This window comes from Stenomitos rutilans (genome assembly GCF_059505485.1).
This window is the reverse complement of record NZ_JCACKR010000072.1, coordinates 1-19,888: the sequence shown is the minus strand read 5'-3', so window position 1 is coordinate 19,888 and position 19,888 is coordinate 1. Positions and strand designations below refer to the sequence as shown.

Below are 19,888 nucleotides of genomic sequence, written 5' to 3'. Positions count from 1 at the left end.
CACAGTTGTGGGTAAGTCCTACATATCTGAGAGACGCTAAAGCGAGTTAGCTACGAACTTAATTGATTCGTTTTTCAGTTTGTGAAAACTGAACTGTTGTGTTGTTCGCATTTTCTGCAAAGAACCAAGCATCTAATGTATGTTAGGTGCCTCGTTGCTTGCCATGGCTCTCGTATCTGCGAAAACCATGGCAAAAGTATAGCATATGTGTAAATAAAGTCAACTACCCTGGAAAATCTTCAGAGGCAGAATGAATAGAGTATTTGTATTACTTATTACTTAGTATGCGAAGTCAGGAGCCTAACGAGCAAGATAGAAAAGAACTCCAGAAGGAACTTGGGCAACGAATCGCTCAAGTTGCTGAGGGTTTGGGAGGAAAAAGGGCACTGGCTGAGAAAATAGGTCTATCGGAGGGGCAAATCTATAGATACATCAATGCTCAAAGCGATCCAACTTCAAAAGTATTGGTGAGAATTGCAGATGCGGCAGAAGTTTCCTTAGACTGGTTACTCAAGGGTAAGACAGCACCCTTAAACTCTGACCATTCAACTAATGGCAGCTCTAAGGTGAATAATACGGTTCGTTTAAAGGGCTCAGCAGTAATTTCTTTTGAAGCGGAGTGGCTCTTGAGTCAAAAATTTGGTGGCGACCCTGCCAACCTTGAAGTGATTCAAATCGAATCTGATCAGGGAATGAAGCCTACCCTAGGGATTGGTGACTTGATCATCGTTGACTTAAGCAAAAGAGAGATTGGATCTGGAATCTACTATATTCGGTTAGAAGATTCTAGAGACATGGTAAGAAGGTTGCAGTACATAGATAGGCATACGGCTAAGTTAATCAGCGATGATCGCGCCTACGAGCCAATTTTACATCCAATTGAAAAGCTGGAAATTCTGGGGCAGGTTGTGTGGATTGGCAAAGAATATTCGTAGAAGCTATACGGACGTGCTTCTATTTTGCGTTAGTTGCATTACTGTCATTAGGGACTTCTCCACGCATCTGGCGAAATGCACGTTCTGCTTGTTGCTCTCGTGCTTTGCTGCTGTAGCGTCGGAAGGCAGACAGGGAACGATGCCGAGTTAATGCCATTGCTAAGTAAGCATCCATGCCGCCTAAGACTAGATTAGAGGCGAAGGTGTGGCGCAACTGGTGAGGATGAATCTGTGCTAAGGCAGCTACTTCCCATCCTACGAGATCCTCGACGCTATAATCTTCAGGCTTCTCTGAAAGTTGCGCTAGCGCAACCTCGACTGCCAGTTGACCAAGTTGCCTTACCACTAAATAAATGCCGTCGTAACTGAGCCGATTGCCTTGCACACTGGGGTTACGGGAGTAATTAATGAATAAAGGTGTATCCGCTACCAACCGATCGCCCTGCTCACGTCGCCACTCCAGATAGGTATCAATTGCAGTTTGAGCGGCTCTATCTACAGGCACTTTGCCAGTAGAGCCATGTTTTGCCTTCCGAATATGCAGGCGATCGCCATCGTAATCTTCAACATTCAAGTGGCTGGCTTCTTCTGCACGTAAGCCGTGGCTCAGCACAGCCAACAGTGCTGTATCGCGCAGCCTCAGATGACCGCGTCGCTCCAAGGCAGCATAAAGCATTGTGACCTGAGCATCAGTAAGTTCTTTTGATTCTGGCTCTGGCACACTTGGCGCACTCACGGCAAGCGTAGGATTTTCTGTGATGTAGCAGGCATGCTGCATCCAGCCAAAGAAGCTCTTGAGTGATCGCACAGCTAGCGCCACAGAGTTTGTGGATAGCTGCTGCTTTGTTGTGCCAGTCTTCGTATCGTGAACCGTTGCTTTCTCTAGATAGTCTTTGTACCGCGTCACGTCCCAGGTTGTTATCTGATTCCACGGCTTCTCTGTCCAGTGCCAAAAGCGTTTTAGCTCCTTGATGTAGGAGCGCTTAGTATTTGCTGCTAAAGATTTGGCGGCTAACCATTGCTCAACTCGCATCCACCGTAGATCTCCTGCAGGAGGTTCTTTGAGGTTAGCGTGGAGGGGCTTTTGTAATTGCCGGGTAGTAGTTGTGAGAGAGATAGACGGGTTCGGAAGTTTAAAGAAATTTAGATTGGTAGTGTCCATAAACCGCCATAGATTTAGACAAAACCACCTCAATAGTAGTGCAACTGCTTAGCCTTGCTGCCCATTGAAGCGAAGTTGTGGAGGCGTTTACCAAACTACTCGTTTTAAGAAGTTTGAGGCAGTGAGTAATCCTAGTAAATCTTCCAAACCAGAGCTGTAGTAGTCGTGTTAGCTCTCTTGATGAAAGCCATTGAGGGCACTTTCTAATGAGTTTTAGGCTCTGTAGTCCACCTACAAGCATCTATAAGCTAAAGATAATTAACCATTATCCGTATCTAAGGAAACTCTGACTAAATTAGCCGTAAGCCGCCGACTTTAGCGGTCATGCAAAGTACGTTGAGAGCGCTTGCTGTGCGGTAGCCTGTAACAGCCGTATTCCTTACACTGAGAGCCAGAGAGTCATCGTGCATGGGGAAGCGGTGGGCAATGGCGAGACCTGTGAATCGTAAATGTATCGAGTGCGCTCAACTCACGATTGAGCAAGCGCGGCAGCGCTCGTGCTGGACGGACGAACGGGAACTTTGCCATAAGCGTCGATCGCACTATCTCAAGCGGGGCGATCGCAACACCACTCGTCGCATTCTCTACAAGTCGAAGCGAAGCATCTTGCAGTCAGCGCCCTTCGCGCTTCCTCACCAAGCCTCGTCTGCCATAATTTTGGTGATCTACAGCGAACAGCCTGCCACCTTTAAATCTGGCGAAACACCCGTCCATGCCATTGGAGCCGAGTTATGGGTGGGGACGGCACTACAAGAGCAGATGGTTCCGACCCTTTGCTACGGTAAACGGGGTGATGAAGTAGCGGTCCTGCTGCCATTGATCCTGGACGAGTTTTCCAGACGGTTTGCTGAACCATACAACCAGGGCAAGAAGTTTCACCGCTTTGCCGCCAAGGTGCACCGTCATATTTTTGAGTGTCCTGTCGCCAATCCGTTTCAAGCGGCGTCACTCAGCAATTCCGCAGGCTGATAATGGTGATGCAACCACTGGAACAAGACCTATGGCAAGCACTTAAGGATGCTCTTGCACTCCCACAATCGGCTGACCTCAAACGGCTTTGTCACCTTTTTGATTGGGCAATCGCGCAATTGCCAGAAAGTCAGCAACTCGATGCAGCAGGCAAGGCGATCGAACAAATTTCGGTAGTGTATGCGTTGAAAGCCGATTGCTTGCTGGCAAGGTGGGAGGCAACTCATGAAGCGCCAGAATCTTCTTTACCAGTTTTAAATGCTGAGGCACTAGACAAATGGCTTCGGCAGTCAATGTCGATTGACCTGGATGTCTTCGTTGAGCAGCCCGTATCAAAGCGCAGCAAGAGAAACCATCAGCCTCAAGCAACTGACTCCATTGCAGCAGTCGTAGAACAAGTGTCTCTGCTAGAGATGCTTGACCAGATGGCAGCGGAGCCGGACCCTGATCAAATGATGCGGCAGCTGGCAGGCGAGGAAGATCCCGTCAAGTGGTCAATGGCGATCAGGCAATGGCTACGAGAACATGCGCCAGCAGAATCTGTTTGCCTGCCAGACCTATGCTCTGGGTTAGGGATGCCGTGGGTTGAGGTTGTATTAGGACTGTTGCTGGGTGAGTTTATCTTAGAGCAACGAGGCGATTTCTACAGCACTGGTGATGTTTGGATCACGCTAAATTGATCAGGCAATTGCCTCGATCGCCCGTTCTCTTAGCGGCAATTAATTAGATGGGCAGGCAACAGATATCACCGCTGTTCTACCTGGGATAGGGTTTCATTTACTTCAAGCTAGAGGATATTTCCTTCAGCCAACTCCGCTAACGCGTATAAAGCTGTCGAGTCAACTGTCAAAAGTTGGGCTATACCGCTAAAAGCAGAGAGACTTCCTCAACGATTTCCTCTAGGCAGGGCATGATGGAGGGTAAGAATTGTTGACTGGGATTATGCGAGAGGACCTTCAAGCAGTCGTTAAGCGGATAGAGGCAGACAGTCAAGATGAGGCTGCTTGGAAGACGATCACGGCTGCACTTCAGGCTGGGCAAGTTTTAGCGTTTGGAGAACGCTCTGTTGCAGTGGGTGGTAGTGCTAATGAGGCAGTAATTGTACCTGGTGACAATAACCGGATTGTGATTCATCAGGGAGCAAGTGTTGAGGAGATGCGACAGGTCATCTTGGAAGTCATGCAAGCATGGCAAGGAGTGACGATCGCTCCAAAACCGCCGACTGAAGAAGAAGCGCTGTCTAGTCGTCTGAGCCGTCTAGAGAAGCTATATCAGAACTCCCGAGACTTGTGCATTCAGCGTTTCTGGACTGTACTTTTGGATATTGATGAAGCAACGAACCTTGCAGATGATCCTTCCATTGGCGTTCTTCCCGACGAGTTGAGCCTTGTCTCTGGAGCGGTCGTTCTACTGGTTGGCGAGTTGGGCATTGGTAAAACGCTGCTTGCACAACGGCTTTTTCAACAGGTAATCAAACAGGCTCAGGAAAATGAAGCTGCTCCCATCCCTATTTATTTGGAATCAGGTGAGTGGAAGCAGGCGACTTCCCTCAAGCAAGTTGTGGAAAGTGCTGCTAGTGATTTGGGCGACCCAGCGACACAAGGAGCAATCGTCATATTAGATGGACTTGATGAGGTAGATTCTGTGCTGGCAAATCAGATTTTGGGCAAAGCCTGTCTTCTGGCAACAAACTGGCGAAACACGACCGTGGTCATTTCCAGTAGACCGACTCGAATTACAGATGATGTAAAAGACAGTAGCCAAATACAGCAACTACAAGTTCAACCTCTATCAGAGCTAAAGGCTCATTTGTTAATTGAACGAGTCTCCAAACTGCAATTAACAGCAATGATTTGTTCTGGCTGGACTAAATCCTTGCGAGATGCAATTCGTCGTCCCCTATTTGCTCTAATCCTGGCACGCTATTTGGGCAAAGGGATTGTCCAGTCTCCCCGATCAACAGGCGAGCTATTGTCCTGGTTTGTTGAAGATGCGCTTGAGCAAGTTAAAGCCGACTACAGTACGTGTTACCAATTTTTAAAGCAACTCGCAAGTTTATCCATTGATCGCGGTGGTGGTTGGATTCGAGCCACTGATGTAGATTCCACAGGAGGCGCATTGCGACCGCTCTTAAGCTCTAGGCTCGTCGTCGAACGATCTCGTGGCTTACTTTCCTTTCCCCTACAGATTTTGACAGAATGGTTTGCTGCAAGAAGTCTAGCAGACAACCCATCCAAAGTTGAAGCGTTGGTCACTCATCCTCAACAGCTTGAGAATTGGCGCTATCCCCTAACGATAGCCATTGCGTCCTTTGGTGAGGAGATTGTGTTCAAACTCCTGCAACCTATTGTTCAGAACTATCCAACCTTTGCGGCTGAAATTATTCTCAAGGCTTCCACGCGCTGGGGCGGTAGAGAAACGCCATTACCGCCGTTCAAAGCATGTGGTGAGCAAATTCAAACTGCTATGAAAGCCTGGGTGCAGGGACTTGGACCTTTAGCTCCACTGATTGCACCGATTCGCGAGGATGGTGCAGTGCGATCGTTGGGTGTCAAGACAGATGGCACTCGCCTCGAAGCTGCTTGGTATAGAGGAAGCGAGGCCTTGGAAGCGATTGTTTTACTACCATCTGGCTGGTCCAGCCCCATGTCGAGAGAACGAGACAATTGGCTAAGCGGTAGCAGCTCACATCCAGGTGGAGAAACAGCTTGGGCATGGCGTTGGACATTGAGTAGTCTCGTCAGCAAATTGGAAAGGAGGCTGGAAAGACCGACACTACTAGTCGAAAACGAATCGCTGAACCGGGAAGCTGCTTGGCGAGCAGCTCTGGCAATTATCCGGCATGGAAAAACAGCTAGTTACAACCATCAAAAGTGGTGGGGATTAGAAAGAATCCCCTTAGTTGAGCTGGAAGCACCACTTGCTTTCATTGAAGATCAAGCGGCAACTTGTTGGATTGTGTTGAGTGACATTGCCGCTGACAGTGAGGAACAGCAGAAGTACTACCTCAAGCATCTCCGCCAAGAAATCACCCGGCTTCAAGGTTTGAAAGCATCAGAGCTTTGTTATCCCTGGATTGGTCCAGATTTACCTCAGGGGCAGCGGCTGTGGGAGCTGTATAGCCCGCAGCAATTAAGCGCACGTATTCAAGAAATCTACAAAGCCGCACTCGATCTTTACCAGCAGATGATCGAAACCTGGTTTCAAGCACTCAAGCCAGGTTTAGAAATAGCCGCAATGCTCCCTGCTCGCCTTGTCGGCAATGTTTCACCTACGCTTCGTCAAGGTTTCGCTGGTACAGATCCTCCAGACTTCTACTGGTTCCTGGAAGCACTTCCTGAAGGGCAGCCTAACGACGTTGAGATTAATATCAGCGAAGACTACATATACGAAAGCGAGCATGAGCGCATGGAATCTGCCTTAAGGCAACTTAGTTTCCTCAGACCAAAGTCTACTATGTGGATTAGATACCTTCCCCGTAATAGCTATTTATCGAGAGAACATTTCTTTAGCCATAGCCCGGCTACAGCATTGGCGTATTCCTGGCTAAAGGATGATTTGACAAGAGTTTTTGGCTTTGGAAGCTTTGTTCGCCAGACTCGGTTTTAGGGAATTGGCCATGACTGAGAAGATTCAAGAGATTATTCAACGAGTCGTTGCTGGTAAAGGGGATGAGGCAGATTTGCAGGCGATCGCGGCAGCCCTCCAGAGTGGTCAGCTGGTGCTTGTAACGGGGGACCGCTCGATCGCTATCGATGGCAATGTCTCAAACTCTGTCATGGTAGCTGGAGACAACAACCAGGTGATTCTGTTGCCGGAGGAAAATGCGCTCTCCCTTGAGCGCATTTTGCAACGGTGGCAACCGAAGCAGGGTCAATATGTGCAGCCGAAAGGGTGTCAAAAGCGGCAGGAATGCGATCGCTATCTTGAAGTCGCGCTACAGCGGTTGGAGCGTTTGGGGAGTCCAGAAATCCTTAAAGATGAAGTCTACAAGGGGAGACGCTTCAACTATATTGCCAGAATGGTTGATTTTGAGCCAGGATTAGGGATGCGTGGAGAGGCATTCTTTTTGTTTTCTGAGTTTGCTTTTATCAATCTGAAGGGCTTGAAACCGTTCTCCAATGAGTCTTCACAGTGGGCGAGGGCACAAGTCAACCCAGCGGCAGCGGGTCAGGCGTTTTACAACTTTCGGATGCCGACGCATTTCTGCTTTGCAGTCGCTCTGGTCGATCAGGTTGAGGAAACAGTGGCTGTTGAAATCCAGACAACCAACTCCTTTGGGCACCGAGTAGACTTGCTGTGGTATGAGATTCCTGTGGTATACGAACTGAGTCAACAGCGGCTGCTTTACTACAACAAGGCATCGAGTTTTTGGGAAAACTTTAGAGGCGAAGTTGTCTGGCAACCGTTACGCACTGTGATTCAGCAAGTCTTGGTGCCTTAGTAAAAAGTCGTTGGACTGGATCGATGTCAGAATACCTTCAAGCAGCCGTTCAGCGTGTCTTAGCAGGAAGCCGAGATGAAGCCGATCTGATGGCGATCGCTACTGCCATTCAGACGGGGCAGTTCACTTGGGCATCAGACAAGGGTGCAGTTGGGGTGGGTGGCGATGTTGTGAATTCGCTGATTGTCCCTGGCAGCTACAACATTATCGACAGCACGATTGTGCTTGAAGGGGAGGCTGCGATCGCGATTCAAACGCTCCTAACCCAACGCTTGGGCGTAACGCCAACAGCAGCGATCCCTTTGGATGCACTGCTTCAGCAGGTGCGATCGCGGGCTTCAACCAAAATTCTCAATCTATTCAGCCAGATTCAGTTGTTGAACAAACGGCAATTAGCGGTGGATCAGCTGTATGTGGATGTTTATGTGCTGGAGGTGCGGAATTTTCGTGCAACGATTCCAGGGCTGTTGGAGGGGCAGGATGCGCGGGAGCAGTTTGATCGCTTCGGTTTGGGTAAACGAGGGGAGCGATCGCCGGGATTAGCGATCGCAGCGAGTGAGGACTTCCCCCGGTTAATGGTGTTGGGCAAGCCAGGGTCAGGCAAGAGTACGTTTTTGCGCCATTTAGCAGTTAGCTGTGCCAAAGGTGAGTTTCTGGGTGGTTATATCCCAGTTTTGCTGGAATTGCGAGATGTCGATGAAGCAGCTTTTAGTCTGTTTCAATACCTTCATGGGGAATTCGGACTGGAGCAGGAGTCCCAGACAGAGCAGCTTCTGAAGCAGGGACGGGTATTGCTTTTACTGGATGGGTTGGATGAGGTGCCCAGTTCGTTGCGGCAGGCGGTGCAGCATGAACTGCGAAAGTTTGCGAAGCGGTATGACAAAAATCGTTTCATTCTCACCTGCCGCACGCAGACGACGGAGTACATCCCGGAGCAGTTTCAGGCAGTGGAGGTAGCGAATTTTAAGCCAGAGCAGGTGGAGTGCTTTGCGTTGAATTGGTTTACGGCAATGGCGGGAACGTCGGAGCAAGGAATGGCGTTGAAAAACCAGTTCATGGAGAAGCTGCGAGAAAGCCCTCAAACTGCTGAACTGGCAGTGACTCCGGTGTTGCTGAGTTTGACCTGCTGGATTTTCGACGACATGAAGGGCTTGCCGCAAAAGCGATCGGACTTGTACCGAGATGGGCTGGATTTGCTGTTGCAGCAGTGGGATGAAGGACGAGGCATCAGTCGAGATTCGGGGTGCGATCGCTATCATCAATTAACCACCGAGGAACGAAAGCGGTTGCTGAGTTATGTCGCGGTTCGCAAGTTTGAACAAGCGGAAAATTTTGTGCTGTATGAGGAGTCGGAGCTTTGTGGCTACATTGTCGAGCATTTGCAGCTTTCGGTTGAGGAAAGTCGAGACGTGTTGGGGGCGATCTCACAGCAACATGGCTTATTAATTAAACGAGCGCCAGGGATTTGGTCGTTTTCACACCTGACGTTTCAAGAGTACTTGGCGGCAAAATGGTTTTGTGATCGAACTGATTGGCAAAATCTGATTGAGTATCTATGGATATCTCATTGGCACGAAGTTTTTCTAATGACAAGCGAAATGGCAGAGTTCGCGGATGAATTACTTTGTAAAATAAAGCAAAAGATTGACTTTTTTCTACATCAAGATAGGTTTCAGGCTTTCTTGTCTTGGGTCTATCAAGATACCCAAACTATAGAAAGTGCCTATAAACCTTCAGTTGTTAGAGCTTTCTATTTTTCAGATTTTGATGATGATTTTTCTGAAAGCCTTAGTCTGAGACTTGATGACAGTCTAAGTGTTGCAAATGACCTTCGTGATAGCGTGTCTTTTTCGCTTGGGTGTGACCCGGATGATTGCTACAGATCTTCAGATAGAGCTCTAGCTGAGTACGAGCGAAGAAATGTTTGTTTTGCTATTGCTCGTTCTCTTATTTTTGATATTCACATATGTCAAAAACTGAGATCAATTGATCAACTTGATTTAGGAGATCTCGATGAGACAGCTGATAACGATTATTTTGTCCGATTAGAATCTTGGCAGGATGAGCTTTATAATGCTATTGAGGGATATGAAAGTTGGGTTCATGACTGGGAGTTTGAAAATAAAGACCAAGAAAAATTGCGTAAGTATTACAATGCCAACAAGCTATTGGTTGATTGTTTGAATGTTAGTTCTTCAAGTAGTGACGAAATCAGAGAGCAAATTGAGGAGACACTACTATTACCGATCGCCGAAATCGAAAAGCGAAAAACCCAAATTTCAGATTAGCGATCGCAAGTTACTATTTCTCCAAGAGCATTGCCGCAAAATGATCCTGTAACAAACGGTGAATAAAGCGGTAACGACCACCAACTTTCTGAAGAAGGAGACATTCAGTACAGTAATCAAGAAATTGAATATAATTGTTTGGGATAGTGCCTTCTTGCCGAAGAATAAATCGAAGAAGATAGTGTTGGATAACGGCTTTGCCACCATTATTTAAGACAAAATTAAAACAGCGAAAGCCAGCCCAAGATAAACCTCCAATCAATCCTAGAACCAAACCATTCTTGATACTTAAAATCGTCATTAACAAACCAGATACAAATCCAATAGACAGCCAGAAGACAAACTGAAATAGACTAAGATACAAACAATTCTTTATTAATCTATTGATACTAAAATTAGGGAAACTTCTTTCCTTTATATCTGAAACGGATAAGTAGATACATAATCCACTACGGAAACTAAAGCATAAGCCGTATAAAAAACCAAAAACCACGCTGAGAGTAAAACCTGAGGACCCTGAGGGATGATTTTGAATAAACAGTCCTAAAATTGCTCCCGAAGTAGTCCATGCAACTATTTGAATACTTGTTCTTAATTTATTCAATGACAATTTCATGGTGTCAAAAATCTCTATTTCGTCTATAAATTCCTTTGTAGCAATTTCAGTTAGCATTAAGCTTGCTAAATTCTCGCGTAGTCTCTGAGTTGGTTGGTTACGCAAGTAGTAAATCAAGAAAAATATGAATTCAAGAAAATCCGCTAGAAACGCAAGAGCCAGGTTGCTATGCATGAGCTGATAACCTGGCATTCTTTTTAAGCTAAATCCAAATTTTTTTCTTAATTTCTCTGTTAGTCCATAGAAAGGACGTCCAACCTGTACATTAAGTAACAAATCAAACCATATATATGTAAGGATTCCACTGTGGCCTTCTATATGGTGAGGTTGCAATCTCTCAATCAAAAACTCAGTTTGAGACTCTTGTTGCATTCGTTTTGCCATTTGACATAGCCAGTGTTGAGTTTGTTCAATCGTTGGAGCCTGCTGCTTAAAAAAGTTAAGATCATTAGTTCTTCGTAACAGCATCCGCTGCACATATGCATCTAGTAACAATCCCAGTCGCTTCTCCGTTGACATTAGCGGTTGCATTGGTAAAGCTAAATTTTCATATGACAAAACCGCAACAGCAAGCAGAAATGGATTGCGTGAAAGCTCAAGTAGTGCTGAATCCTGCTGCATTTCTCGCCAAAATTCTACTTGATTCAGGTCTGCCAGATACTTTTGAATCTGCTCACTTGTCAGTTCGTGAAGTAAGACGGCTTTGTTTAATCGCAACCTGATTTTATAAATGTTGTATTCTTCTTGTCGACTGCACACTACCAAATACTGAGGACGATATTCATCTTGCATGAGTTGGTTGATTGCTTGTACACAGAGCTCCTGCTGAGTGCTCTCCAATTCATCTAACCCATCTAACATCATCAAAAGTTTCTGCTCTTTGAACCACTTTTTTCCTAAATCCCTCTGTATTCCATACTTGGACTTTAGCTCTATTACTAGCCAATCCTGAATTGATTGCTGATTATTTCTACGAGTTGAAAGGTTAAGCAAAACAGGAATTGGAACCTCTACCTGCTGCTGGGCACGCTCACACAATTCCCGTGCCAGTTCAAGTAGCATTGTCGTTTTGCCTACTCCTGGATTGCCCAGAATTAGTAGTTTGCCATAAGCCTCATCAAACACCTGCAAAACGCCCCAATCATCTGGAATAGGCTCAGCTGGTTTATCACCAATTTTGACATCCAAATCCCAGGGACGTTGTACTTTACCTGGTTGTGCTTCCATTCGTAGTTGAATCAAAACTTGACTATGGAGCGATTGCTTTAAACGTGAGGAGACTTCTTCTTTAACTGCTTGCAATAATACCCTCTCAGTGGATGAGCGAGTTCCCATCAACTCACGGATGGCTTCAGCATCAGCTCCAGTAATAATAAAGTTCCGATCGCCCGTCACAATCACCGCACCATCGGCACTGCCACCAACGGCAACTGCGCGATCGCCTGTCGCAAGCGTTACCTGCTGCGATCGCACGGCTGTCACCAAGGTTTGTAAGTCTTGCTTGCTAAGACGTTTTCCTGCCTCAAGTCGATCAAAAATGGCTTCTAAACCTGTAGAGTCACCCATTGCTAATGTTGCTGCCAGTGCTGCCAGGGGCAAATTTCCAATAAGATAACCTTTCTGTAACGAATACCGCAGTCTTGAAGGAAAAAACTTTGCTTCCCAAGACAGACGGGTTGAGAGCGGCTATCTTGGAACCAGGTGAATTTCTCTAGCCAGATGAAGCCATGACTCAAACCGCTACCTTTACCCACGGGTATGCCCTCCTCATTGGTGTCGGTCAGTCTGCCTGGACAGACTGGTCGCTTCCGGTCACCGTCAAAGATGTAAAGGCGTTGCAAGCTATTCTGGTTGATCCAGCCCTCTGTGGTTATCCAGAAACCAACATTCGCACTCTGACGGACAGCAATGCCACTCGTCAAGGCATTCTGGACGGTCTGCAATGGCTCCAACAACAAGCAGCCTCAGACCCTCAGGCAACCGTCGTTGCTTACTACTCTGGTCATGGCTGGTTGGATCAGACGCAAAACCGCTACTACCTCGTGCAACACGACATCAAGCCGTTTAACCTGCCTGGGTCAGCCCTTGCCGCCACAGAATTTACTGAAGCACTGCAACAAATTCCAGCCGCACGGTTGCTCGTTATGATTGACAGTTGCCATGCCGAAGGGATGGCAACGTCTAAAGAGGCTGGGCTGGCGTTGGAACTGCCAACGGGTTTTGTGGCTCTCGCTCCCAGTAAAGGCTTATTTGATCCGCTCACCCAGCGCAAGGGCAGGGCTGTTTTTACCTCCTGTGCTGGCACCCAGAAATCCTGGATTCGCCAAGACCAAACGATGAGCATCTTTACGGATCATCTGATTGAAGCCTTACGTGGGGCAGCCAACAAGGCTGGGGAAACGACTGTCAAGGTCTCCCATCTCATGAATCACTTGGGTGAGACAGTGCCAGCCAGTGCCCGTGCGGAGTGGCAAGCAGATCAAGACCCACAGTGTGATTTCAAGACAGAAGATTTTGAAATCGCCCTGCTGCAAGGCGGCAAAGGCTTACCTGAAGGCGGATGGGATGCGGTTAAAGCCCCGCCTGCCGCTGCTGGCTCCAGAGTAACAACGGCAGCAGGGGAACGCAGCATTGCCGTAGGTGGCGACGTTAGCGGCAGTAGCTTTGTGACGGGTGATGGCAATGTCGTGGGTCGCGGGAATGTCGTGCAGCGAGGCAAGTACAACCTCAACGCAGGCTCCATCCGAGGACTGCGGGTCGGCGATACCTACGGGTCTGGCACACCAGAGGCTTTTGGAGAAGAAGAGTCGGAAGAAGAACAGACACGCACAGCGAAGGGATTTGAGCCTTTACCAGGGCAGGCACAACCACTGGCAGCCACCAAATATGTGTGCCCCGAACCGGATTGTGATATCGCCTGGGTGCGCCGTTCGGTTGGGCAAGCCATTCCCCAATGCTCCATCCATCAGGTTGCGCTTGTGCCCGTTCACCGCTCCTAAGAGTTGCTATGCTGCCAAAATTTTTGGAGAGCCTGGGGGATACCCTCGCCAAAGAGTGGGTTGCCAAGGTCTTGACGCCTGCCTTTGTCTTTTGGTTTGGTGGACTCTTGTCCTGGGTGCTCCACTCTCAGGCAAACTGGGACACCTTGGAGCAATGGCTGAACCAGAAAACGCTGGTACAACCCTTAACCACCTTGATCGTAGCCTTGCTGGTGGTTGCTACTTCCGCGATCGCCGTGCAGCAGTTTGAGCTACCCGTCCTACGTTTGCTAGAAGGCTACTGGCCCCGTTGGCTGCAACTGTTGCGACGACGACTAATCAAGGGTCAGAAGCTCAAAGCTGAAAAGGCAGAGAAACGTTTTCAGGCATTGGCAAGCATGGGCATCGAGAACCTTACACCGGAAGAAGCCGACGAGTACGTGCAACTGGACTGGCAATTGAAACAAACCCCGACACAGAGCGATCGCCTGATGCCCACCCAATTAGGCAACATTCTGCGGGCAGCAGAACGCCGTCCTCTGGAGAAGTATGGGTTAGAGTCGGTCATTTGTTTCCCTCGGCTGTGGCTGCTCTTACCAAACGAGGTGAAAACAGAACTGATGGAAGCGCGAGCCAGACTCAACACAATGGCGCGTGTTTTAGTGTGGAGTATCCTATTTGAGGTCTGGACGGTTTGGAGTTGGTGGGCGATCCCGATCGGGCTACTTTCCGCGTTCCTAGCATATCGCTGGTTACTAAACGCTGCTGCCATTTACGGCGACCTGGTAGAGTCTGCCTTTGATTTGCATCGCACCGCACTCTACAAGACCTTACGCTGGAAGCTACCCAAGACTCCGACTGAGGAACAGGCATCAGGTCGAGCGCTGACCGATTATCTCTGGCGAGGTTTCACGGAGCCAGAACCAACGTTTGAAGAGCCTGAAAAGAAGTAAGGGAGTGAGCAATGTCCGAGATACTTCAGGAAATCATTGATCGAGTCAAAAGCGGAATCCCAGCGCCAACAGATATTCAAGCTTTGGCGGCGGCTATTCAATCTGGGCAAGTAACGCTTGCAGCAGGACAACAAGCCGTAGCGATTGCGGGTAATGCGGCTGAATCTAACATTTTGACTGGAAATAACAACTACGTTAATAGTGGTTACCAAGGATGGAGTGTGGAAGACATTCGAGATATCCTAGAAATATTTAAGCAATCAGAGACGGCTAGCCTTTCTTCAATTTCGACTGCCGTGGAAAGTGGTCATCTAGGAAAAATAACCTTAGAGGTTCAGGATATAGATTTTATCAATTCAAAATTAGCGGTTCTTGAGGAAATCCAGCAGTTTAAACAGTTGTCGAAAATACCAACAGATGAATTTAATCTTTTAAGACGAAAGATTCAAGCTATAAGTAGTTCTAGCCGAGAATTGAAAGAAATTGAGATTATAGCTGGAAAGCTTCTTGAACAGTCCGTCTTGGCGCTCACGGAAAAAATAAGAACTCTAAAGCTAAAATCTAAGCATGAGCTGGCAGAGCCTCATTTACATAGGGATGATGTAAATTGCCAAACAGATTGTCTTGAAAAGCAGCTTCAGTTGCTCAGAAAATTTGAAACTAACTTAGAGTATGGGAAGCAAGGAGCTGATTGGCTTAACCTTAATATTACCGACTTTGCAAAAAGTATGGGGAAATACGCGTTATCCCAATGCCCAAGTGTTCAGAAAGCTGCTTCAGTAGATATGATTGATGACTTTTACTTTTCCATTGAGCAGCTTTTGGAGCGAATTAGCCACTGTCTAATTTGGGGAAGATATAGCATCTTGGACTCATTTGATATTCCTTTGATTTTTGATCAAAGAACTCATGAGTTTGCCTTCTCCTTCTTTCAAGAGACAATTATTCCTTCCCATTTGCCTACAGAAGTGAGGAAACAGATACACGACTATGTAAATTATCTTGTAAAGAGACTACCACTTTATTCTTGCTAGCCCTTCTAATATGACTAATGACGCATTTTTCTGGCGATTCGCTGTCGGATTTTCAACAACTCATCAGCTTGAAGAGCTAGATGAGCATAATTTTGCATTGCAAGCTCCATAGCTTGATCCAAACTGCACCCCTGACTTACCAAACTCTCTACATCTCGCTCAAATTGATCGTTAGGAGCCATAAGACAGGATTCTTTAATTGTCAGTGGTCACTTAGCTATACATTTCTGCTAAGGAGAATCAGGACAATTAACTACTTTAAAAAACAAAACCCCAGACATTTGCTCACTGCCAATAGCTTCTGCAAACATCTGAGGATTCTATATTGCTGAACACAGGAAAGCTGAAAAGTTACTGGTTTCTTCTCGAATTACGCTCTTCCCTGGCGCGAGCTTGTTTTTCCTGAAATAGGCGGTCTGCCTCATTTGCCTGACTATTATGGTCTCTAGTCACCTTTGAGATTGCTGGATCTACTTTACAGCCCTGAGCTTCGATGCTTTCCAGGTCATTCTTAAACCAATCGAAAATAGCCATGTTTTAGCCTCGCCATCAAGTTACGTCTAGATGAATCATTCAAATCAGTTGTTCATACATCAGTACGAAAAGCACTGAGATAGACGCACCTTGAGCAGAGCAGTGACTTCATCTCACAATTATATAGTACAAAAGAACTAATTTAGCGAGGATAATGATTTTTTATGAATCGGATTAGAGCTCAAGGCTGTTTGCTACAAAGCTTTGTTGGGCTGCTCCATGAGGTGACAGGCTTAAGGCTTAAAAAACGAGCGGAATTTGAATTTTTGGTGTTGAATGATTAAAGAGAGACGATCGTAATCCCCTGGTGACCTCTCTATGCCGCTAGAAGAAACGACCCCAAACGTCACGCAAGCTTTAGGTGATTCTGAGCCAGTCCACGCCTCTCAGCAACCTCACTCGGTTGACCAGTCTGTGCAGCAGTCGGGCAAGTTTGGGGTGAATGTTGGGCAGGGGCAAGGTGTGCATATTGGTGATGTCTATCAGGCAGATCCCGAAACCATCAAGCGGATCGTTCGGGAGGAGCTACGTTTACCGCAACGAGAATACAGCGATCCCGTTAGCCTCGGTCTGCATGCTTTAACTGAGTTAATGCAACATTCTGAAGCAAGATCAGCCGTAATTACCTTTCGGGTTGATTTTCAGGCAGCCTGTGATCAGATCAACATCATCGCCAATTACAAAGAGCTACATGACCTGCTCCACACCCTTGAGTTCCAATGCTATAGCGGCATTGTTCAGGAAGCGAAGCGATTTCCAGATGATGAAACCACGTTGGACATTTTGACCGATCATGAATTCACGTTGCAGAGAATTTTGAGAGAAGTCCAAGAGGTGGCACAGCGAGAAACCATTGCAACGAATGAGGTGCTGTGGCTAAAAGACCTCGAACGTGCTCAAGTAGAATTGCACGTTGCAATTGACGAACTAGATACCAGACGGCTCCAGAGAACCATCTGGTTGTTGAACCGAGTGCTGGCAATTCAACCCTCTCGCATTAATACCAATCTCAATTCAGCCGCTCGAACCCTAAGGCTTCCAGCCCTCGTGAACGCTATGAGCTCCATTTGGGAGAGCCTAGCGAAGTCAAACCTGAACCAGGAAAAAATTAAGCAGTTCCAGGTGGGTGTAGAAGTTCTAGCCGAATTAAACGAGCGCTTGGCGGCACTGGTTATTGGTCATGACTACTGGCAAGAACTGGATTTAGAACTGCGCCGGATTGAGGCTAATTTGGAAAAAGACTTAATTGAATTAGAAATGTCTTGGGCTGACCTCAAAGAACGAACAAACATCTTGTTTAACCCTGCCGGAGATCAATGGACTATTTACTTCCAGCAGGATAGCCACAATTTAGATATGGCGCTCGATGTTCAAAATCCAATCAAGGTTAAACGTTACTTCCGTATGTATCGTCGCCGCGCGAGTGATCGCTTTTACCAGGTCGATGCCACCTTACTGAGGCTTTGTGGCGAACTGAGAGAGGTGGGTGAACCGTTAACGTCGGTTTTGAGGATGATCGAATGAGTAATGCGACAACCACGCTAAACCTAAAAGCGGATGGCGATTGCTTCCCATCTCTAGCATCACTGAGAGCAGCTCATAGCGATTTACTCAAGCGCCACCGCGAGCGGGGTAATGAGCCAGAGCTTCTAACTGACATAGAGCAGTTGATTCACAAAGGGTGTGCCACAGGTGCACTGTTAGACAGTGAGGACGATCGCTGGGCAGCTCAAGGTCTACTGGATTACTGGAGCTCTTTACTCTACCGTGCAGGGCAGGAACCACCGGAGGCGACTCTGATTGATTTTGATCCCTCCCTTGCCCCAGATTTAAGCGATGACCTCTGCCCTTATATCGGTCTGGAGGCATTTCGGGAGAAGAATCAAAATCTGTTTTTTGGGCGGCAACGGTTGATTGATAAGTTATTAAAGCACCTGGAAACCAATCGGTTACTCATCGTCGTTGGCTCTTCCGGTAGCGGTAAGTCTTCAGTAGTCTTGGGTGGTTTGTTACCCCGCTTGCTAGCTGGCGCACTACCTGGTAGTCAGAAATGGTTCTATTACGCCCCGCTTGTCCCTGGTTCCGATCCATTAGCAGCTCTGGCTCGACGGTTGAAACCTCCCGATGCGATTGCCACAGAATGGATTCCCAAACAAGTTTCAGCTTTTCAGCAAAATCCAAATCATCTGAAGCAACTGGTTGAGCAAGCCGATCACCAACATACTGTGCTGGTGATCGACCAGTTTGAGGAAGTATTTACTCTTTGCCAAGAGGACAAAGTTCGACAGGCGCTAATTAGGAATTTACTAAATTTTGTCCAAGCCCCTGATGCTCGAAATACGTTGATTCTGACAATGCGAAGTGACTTTGAGAGCCAAGTTGCCCGCATTCCTACACTCAAAGAATCATTTGAATCAGCCAGCATTCGGATGACCGCATTAGATGCTGGTGAATTGCGAGAGACAATCGAGAAACCATCAGAGTTAGTAGGACTTAAGTTTGAGGATGGACTGGTTGATGCACTACTGAATGACGTTTTAGGAGAACCTGCGGCTTTACCTCTATTGCAATTTACCTTACTTAAGCTATGGGATAACCGGGAACACAATCGAATCACCTGGAAAGCTTATTCCGAGTTGGGGGGTGGTCGTCAAGCCCTCTCAAACTGTGCTGACCAATTCTATGACCACCTAATCTACGAAGAGCAAAAAACAGCAAAACGTATTCTGCTTAGAATGGTGCGTCCCACAGAGGGATTAGAAGTAACCAGTAACCGCATTGCACGTAAAGACCTCTATCTGGAAAGTGAGGCGCGCGATCGAGTGGATCGAGTTCTAGATAGGCTCATTCAGGCTCGATTAGTTCGTCAAACAGAAGGCGACACACCAGAAGATACCCAAATTGAAGTTGCACACGAAGCGATTATTCGTAACTGGTCTCGGTTAGTTGGCTGGCTAGACGATGAGCGGGTAAGACTTCGCCAACGTTTACATCTGAGAGCTGTAGCAGAGCAATGGCAGTCACGGGAACGCGATCGCAATTTGCTGCTGCGTGGTGCCATTCTGGAAGAAGCACAGCGATACGACGATCTAAACAGATTGGAAATCAATTTTGTGCGACGTAGCCAACAGGCGGAGCAACGTCGCAAAATTCGTCAATCCTTTACACAAATTCTGATTGTCACACTGGCAGTAACAGCGCTAGGTAGCTCTATTGCTTGGTTGGCATTAGCTAACCAGGACACTAGAAAAGAGCTTAAAAAGACTCAAAACCAGCTTGAAAAGACTCAGAAAGAAAAAGATATTGCTTTGCAAGATAAGGATGCTTTTTCTCGCCACAAGGACATATATTTATCTCTAGGTATTGATTCTGAACGAGCCAGAAGAAAAGCTGAAAAAGACAAAAAAGAGGCAAATGAAGAATCGCAATATAGAGAGCAGCAGTATCGAAAAATATTAAGTGAATTACAAAGTAAACTAAACCGTACTCAACAAGAGCTAGCCAAGGGAGATACTAAGCGAATTTCAGATAGTTTGATTGCTCTTAGTAGCCAAATACAAAATACATTACAGGCAACATCCGGCTTAGATGATACAACTGCTAATGCCAGCGAAATAAAAGGATTTCAAGCATTACTAGAGGAAGATTTAGCAAATGCTAGAAATCACTTTGAAACAGCTCGTAACGCCTTTCCTACTTATCACAGCGTAGATGAGATATCCAACAAGGTTCTGACGCAAGATTTAGTTGATCGTTATAACAATGCTAGTGCTGCTGAAAAGCAAGTCATTCGGAAGAAAGTTTTCAAGGACATCGTTGAAAAGTATAACTGGGGCGCTCCACCTGACCTTTTGCAACAAATGAAGGATCGCCTTAAATCCTAATGAGTATGGGAATCGCCCAGTAGATGACTAGGAAGACTGATTGACTGACAGAAGTAAGGGCTTATCGGCGGAAAGTCTTGATGATTGCAGC

15 protein-coding genes are annotated in these 19,888 nt (G+C 46.9%); 11 read left to right on the top strand and 4 right to left on the bottom strand.

Annotated features, from left to right (window positions below; translation table 11 throughout):
* Positions 1-284 precede the first annotated feature (284 nt).
* Entirely contained in the window at positions 285-935 is a 651-nt protein-coding gene (locus AC5JLP_RS13015; protein ID WP_496068342.1) for an XRE family transcriptional regulator, read from the top strand.
* 19 nt (positions 936-954) lie between these two features.
* Here AC5JLP_RS13015 and AC5JLP_RS13010 read toward each other — a convergent pair whose 3' ends face one another.
* The gene (locus AC5JLP_RS13010) at positions 955-1,968 is read right to left on the bottom strand and encodes a tyrosine-type recombinase/integrase (protein ID WP_496068341.1); all 1,014 of its coding nucleotides are present in this window, start codon (positions 1,966-1,968) and stop codon (positions 955-957) included.
* A 567-nt stretch (positions 1,969-2,535) separates the two neighbouring features.
* Here AC5JLP_RS13010 and AC5JLP_RS13005 point away from each other — a divergent pair.
* The 5 genes from AC5JLP_RS13005 to AC5JLP_RS12985 all read left to right on the top strand — a co-directional run bounded on the left by AC5JLP_RS13005 (position 2,536) and on the right by AC5JLP_RS12985 (position 9,798).
* Positions 2,536-3,066 carry a hypothetical protein gene (locus AC5JLP_RS13005; RefSeq protein ID WP_496068340.1) on the top strand — a complete coding sequence of 177 codons (531 nt, stop codon included), beginning with the start codon at positions 2,536-2,538 and terminating at the stop codon, positions 3,064-3,066.
* A gap of 8 nt (positions 3,067-3,074) precedes the next feature.
* Positions 3,075-3,746: a hypothetical protein gene (locus AC5JLP_RS13000; RefSeq protein WP_496068339.1), complete on the top strand. Its 672-nt coding sequence runs from the start codon at positions 3,075-3,077 to the stop codon at positions 3,744-3,746.
* 262 nt (positions 3,747-4,008) lie between these two features.
* A complete protein-coding gene (locus AC5JLP_RS12995; protein ID WP_496068338.1) occupies positions 4,009-6,675 on the top strand; it encodes an NACHT domain-containing protein in 2,667 nt (888 codons plus the stop codon).
* Positions 6,676-6,685: 10 nt separating this feature from the next.
* The gene (locus tag AC5JLP_RS12990) at positions 6,686-7,510 is read left to right on the top strand and encodes a hypothetical protein (RefSeq protein ID WP_496068337.1); all 825 of its coding nucleotides are present in this window, start codon (positions 6,686-6,688) and stop codon (positions 7,508-7,510) included.
* Between the two features lie 23 nt (positions 7,511-7,533).
* Positions 7,534-9,798, top strand: coding sequence for an NACHT domain-containing protein (locus AC5JLP_RS12985; protein WP_496068336.1), 2,265 nt, complete (start codon positions 7,534-7,536; stop codon positions 9,796-9,798).
* A gap of 13 nt (positions 9,799-9,811) precedes the next feature.
* On the opposite strand, the gene AC5JLP_RS12980 is transcribed toward AC5JLP_RS12985, so the two are convergent.
* Positions 9,812-12,013, bottom strand: coding sequence for an NACHT domain-containing protein (locus AC5JLP_RS12980; RefSeq protein ID WP_496068335.1), 2,202 nt, complete (start codon positions 12,011-12,013; stop codon positions 9,812-9,814).
* Positions 12,014-12,141: 128 nt separating this feature from the next.
* Between AC5JLP_RS12980 and AC5JLP_RS12975 the strand changes: the two genes are divergently transcribed.
* The 3 genes from AC5JLP_RS12975 to AC5JLP_RS12965 are packed head-to-tail and all read left to right on the top strand — an operon-like array spanning position 12,142 to position 15,379.
* Positions 12,142-13,413, top strand: a complete 1,272-nt coding sequence (locus AC5JLP_RS12975; protein WP_496068334.1) for a caspase family protein — start codon at positions 12,142-12,144, stop codon at positions 13,411-13,413.
* Between the two features lie 8 nt (positions 13,414-13,421).
* Positions 13,422-14,345 (top strand): hypothetical protein, encoded by a 924-nt coding sequence (locus AC5JLP_RS12970; RefSeq protein WP_496068333.1) that lies wholly within the window; start codon positions 13,422-13,424, stop codon positions 14,343-14,345.
* 11 nt (positions 14,346-14,356) lie between these two features.
* On the top strand, positions 14,357-15,379 hold the full coding sequence (locus AC5JLP_RS12965; RefSeq protein WP_496068332.1) for a hypothetical protein: 1,023 nt from the start codon (positions 14,357-14,359) through the stop codon (positions 15,377-15,379).
* A gap of 14 nt (positions 15,380-15,393) precedes the next feature.
* Here the strand turns inward: AC5JLP_RS12965 and AC5JLP_RS12960 are convergent, their stop codons facing one another.
* Both AC5JLP_RS12960 and AC5JLP_RS12955 read right to left on the bottom strand, forming a co-directional pair.
* Positions 15,394-15,561 carry a hypothetical protein gene (locus AC5JLP_RS12960; protein ID WP_496068331.1) on the bottom strand — a complete coding sequence of 56 codons (168 nt, stop codon included), beginning with the start codon at positions 15,559-15,561 and terminating at the stop codon, positions 15,394-15,396.
* Positions 15,562-15,730: 169 nt separating this feature from the next.
* A complete protein-coding gene (locus AC5JLP_RS12955; RefSeq protein ID WP_496068330.1) occupies positions 15,731-15,913 on the bottom strand; it encodes a hypothetical protein in 183 nt (60 codons plus the stop codon).
* Between the two features lie 318 nt (positions 15,914-16,231).
* On the opposite strand from AC5JLP_RS12955, the gene AC5JLP_RS12950 reads away from it, so the two are divergent.
* Together AC5JLP_RS12950 and AC5JLP_RS12945 are read left to right on the top strand one after the other, a co-directional pair.
* A complete protein-coding gene (locus AC5JLP_RS12950) occupies positions 16,232-17,437 on the top strand; it encodes a hypothetical protein (protein WP_496068329.1) in 1,206 nt (401 codons plus the stop codon).
* Positions 17,434-19,797 carry an nSTAND1 domain-containing NTPase gene (locus AC5JLP_RS12945; RefSeq protein WP_496068328.1) on the top strand — a complete coding sequence of 788 codons (2,364 nt, stop codon included), beginning with the start codon at positions 17,434-17,436 and terminating at the stop codon, positions 19,795-19,797. Before AC5JLP_RS12950 ends, AC5JLP_RS12945 begins: the two co-directional genes overlap by 4 nt.
* The last annotated feature ends 91 nt before the right edge of the window (positions 19,798-19,888 follow it).

Coding starts and splice junctions, on each gene's coding strand:
- AC5JLP_RS13010 (WP_496068341.1), bottom strand. CDS start 1,968: ATGCGAGTTGAGCAATGGTTAGCCGCCAAATCTTTAGCAGCAAATACT.
- AC5JLP_RS12995 (WP_496068338.1), top strand. CDS start 4,009: ATGCGAGAGGACCTTCAAGCAGTCGTTAAGCGGATAGAGGCAGACAGT.
- AC5JLP_RS13000 (WP_496068339.1), top strand. CDS start 3,075: ATGCAACCACTGGAACAAGACCTATGGCAAGCACTTAAGGATGCTCTT.
- AC5JLP_RS12975 (WP_496068334.1), top strand. CDS start 12,142: ATGACTCAAACCGCTACCTTTACCCACGGGTATGCCCTCCTCATTGGT.
- AC5JLP_RS12985 (WP_496068336.1), top strand. CDS start 7,534: ATGTCAGAATACCTTCAAGCAGCCGTTCAGCGTGTCTTAGCAGGAAGC.
- AC5JLP_RS12970 (WP_496068333.1), top strand. CDS start 13,422: ATGCTGCCAAAATTTTTGGAGAGCCTGGGGGATACCCTCGCCAAAGAG.
- AC5JLP_RS12990 (WP_496068337.1), top strand. CDS start 6,686: ATGACTGAGAAGATTCAAGAGATTATTCAACGAGTCGTTGCTGGTAAA.
- AC5JLP_RS12955 (WP_496068330.1), bottom strand. CDS start 15,913: ATGGCTATTTTCGATTGGTTTAAGAATGACCTGGAAAGCATCGAAGCT.
- AC5JLP_RS12960 (WP_496068331.1), bottom strand. CDS start 15,561: ATGGCTCCTAACGATCAATTTGAGCGAGATGTAGAGAGTTTGGTAAGT.
- AC5JLP_RS12965 (WP_496068332.1), top strand. CDS start 14,357: ATGTCCGAGATACTTCAGGAAATCATTGATCGAGTCAAAAGCGGAATC.
- AC5JLP_RS13015 (WP_496068342.1), top strand. CDS start 285: ATGCGAAGTCAGGAGCCTAACGAGCAAGATAGAAAAGAACTCCAGAAG.
- AC5JLP_RS12950 (WP_496068329.1), top strand. CDS start 16,232: ATGCCGCTAGAAGAAACGACCCCAAACGTCACGCAAGCTTTAGGTGAT.
- AC5JLP_RS12945 (WP_496068328.1), top strand. CDS start 17,434: ATGAGTAATGCGACAACCACGCTAAACCTAAAAGCGGATGGCGATTGC.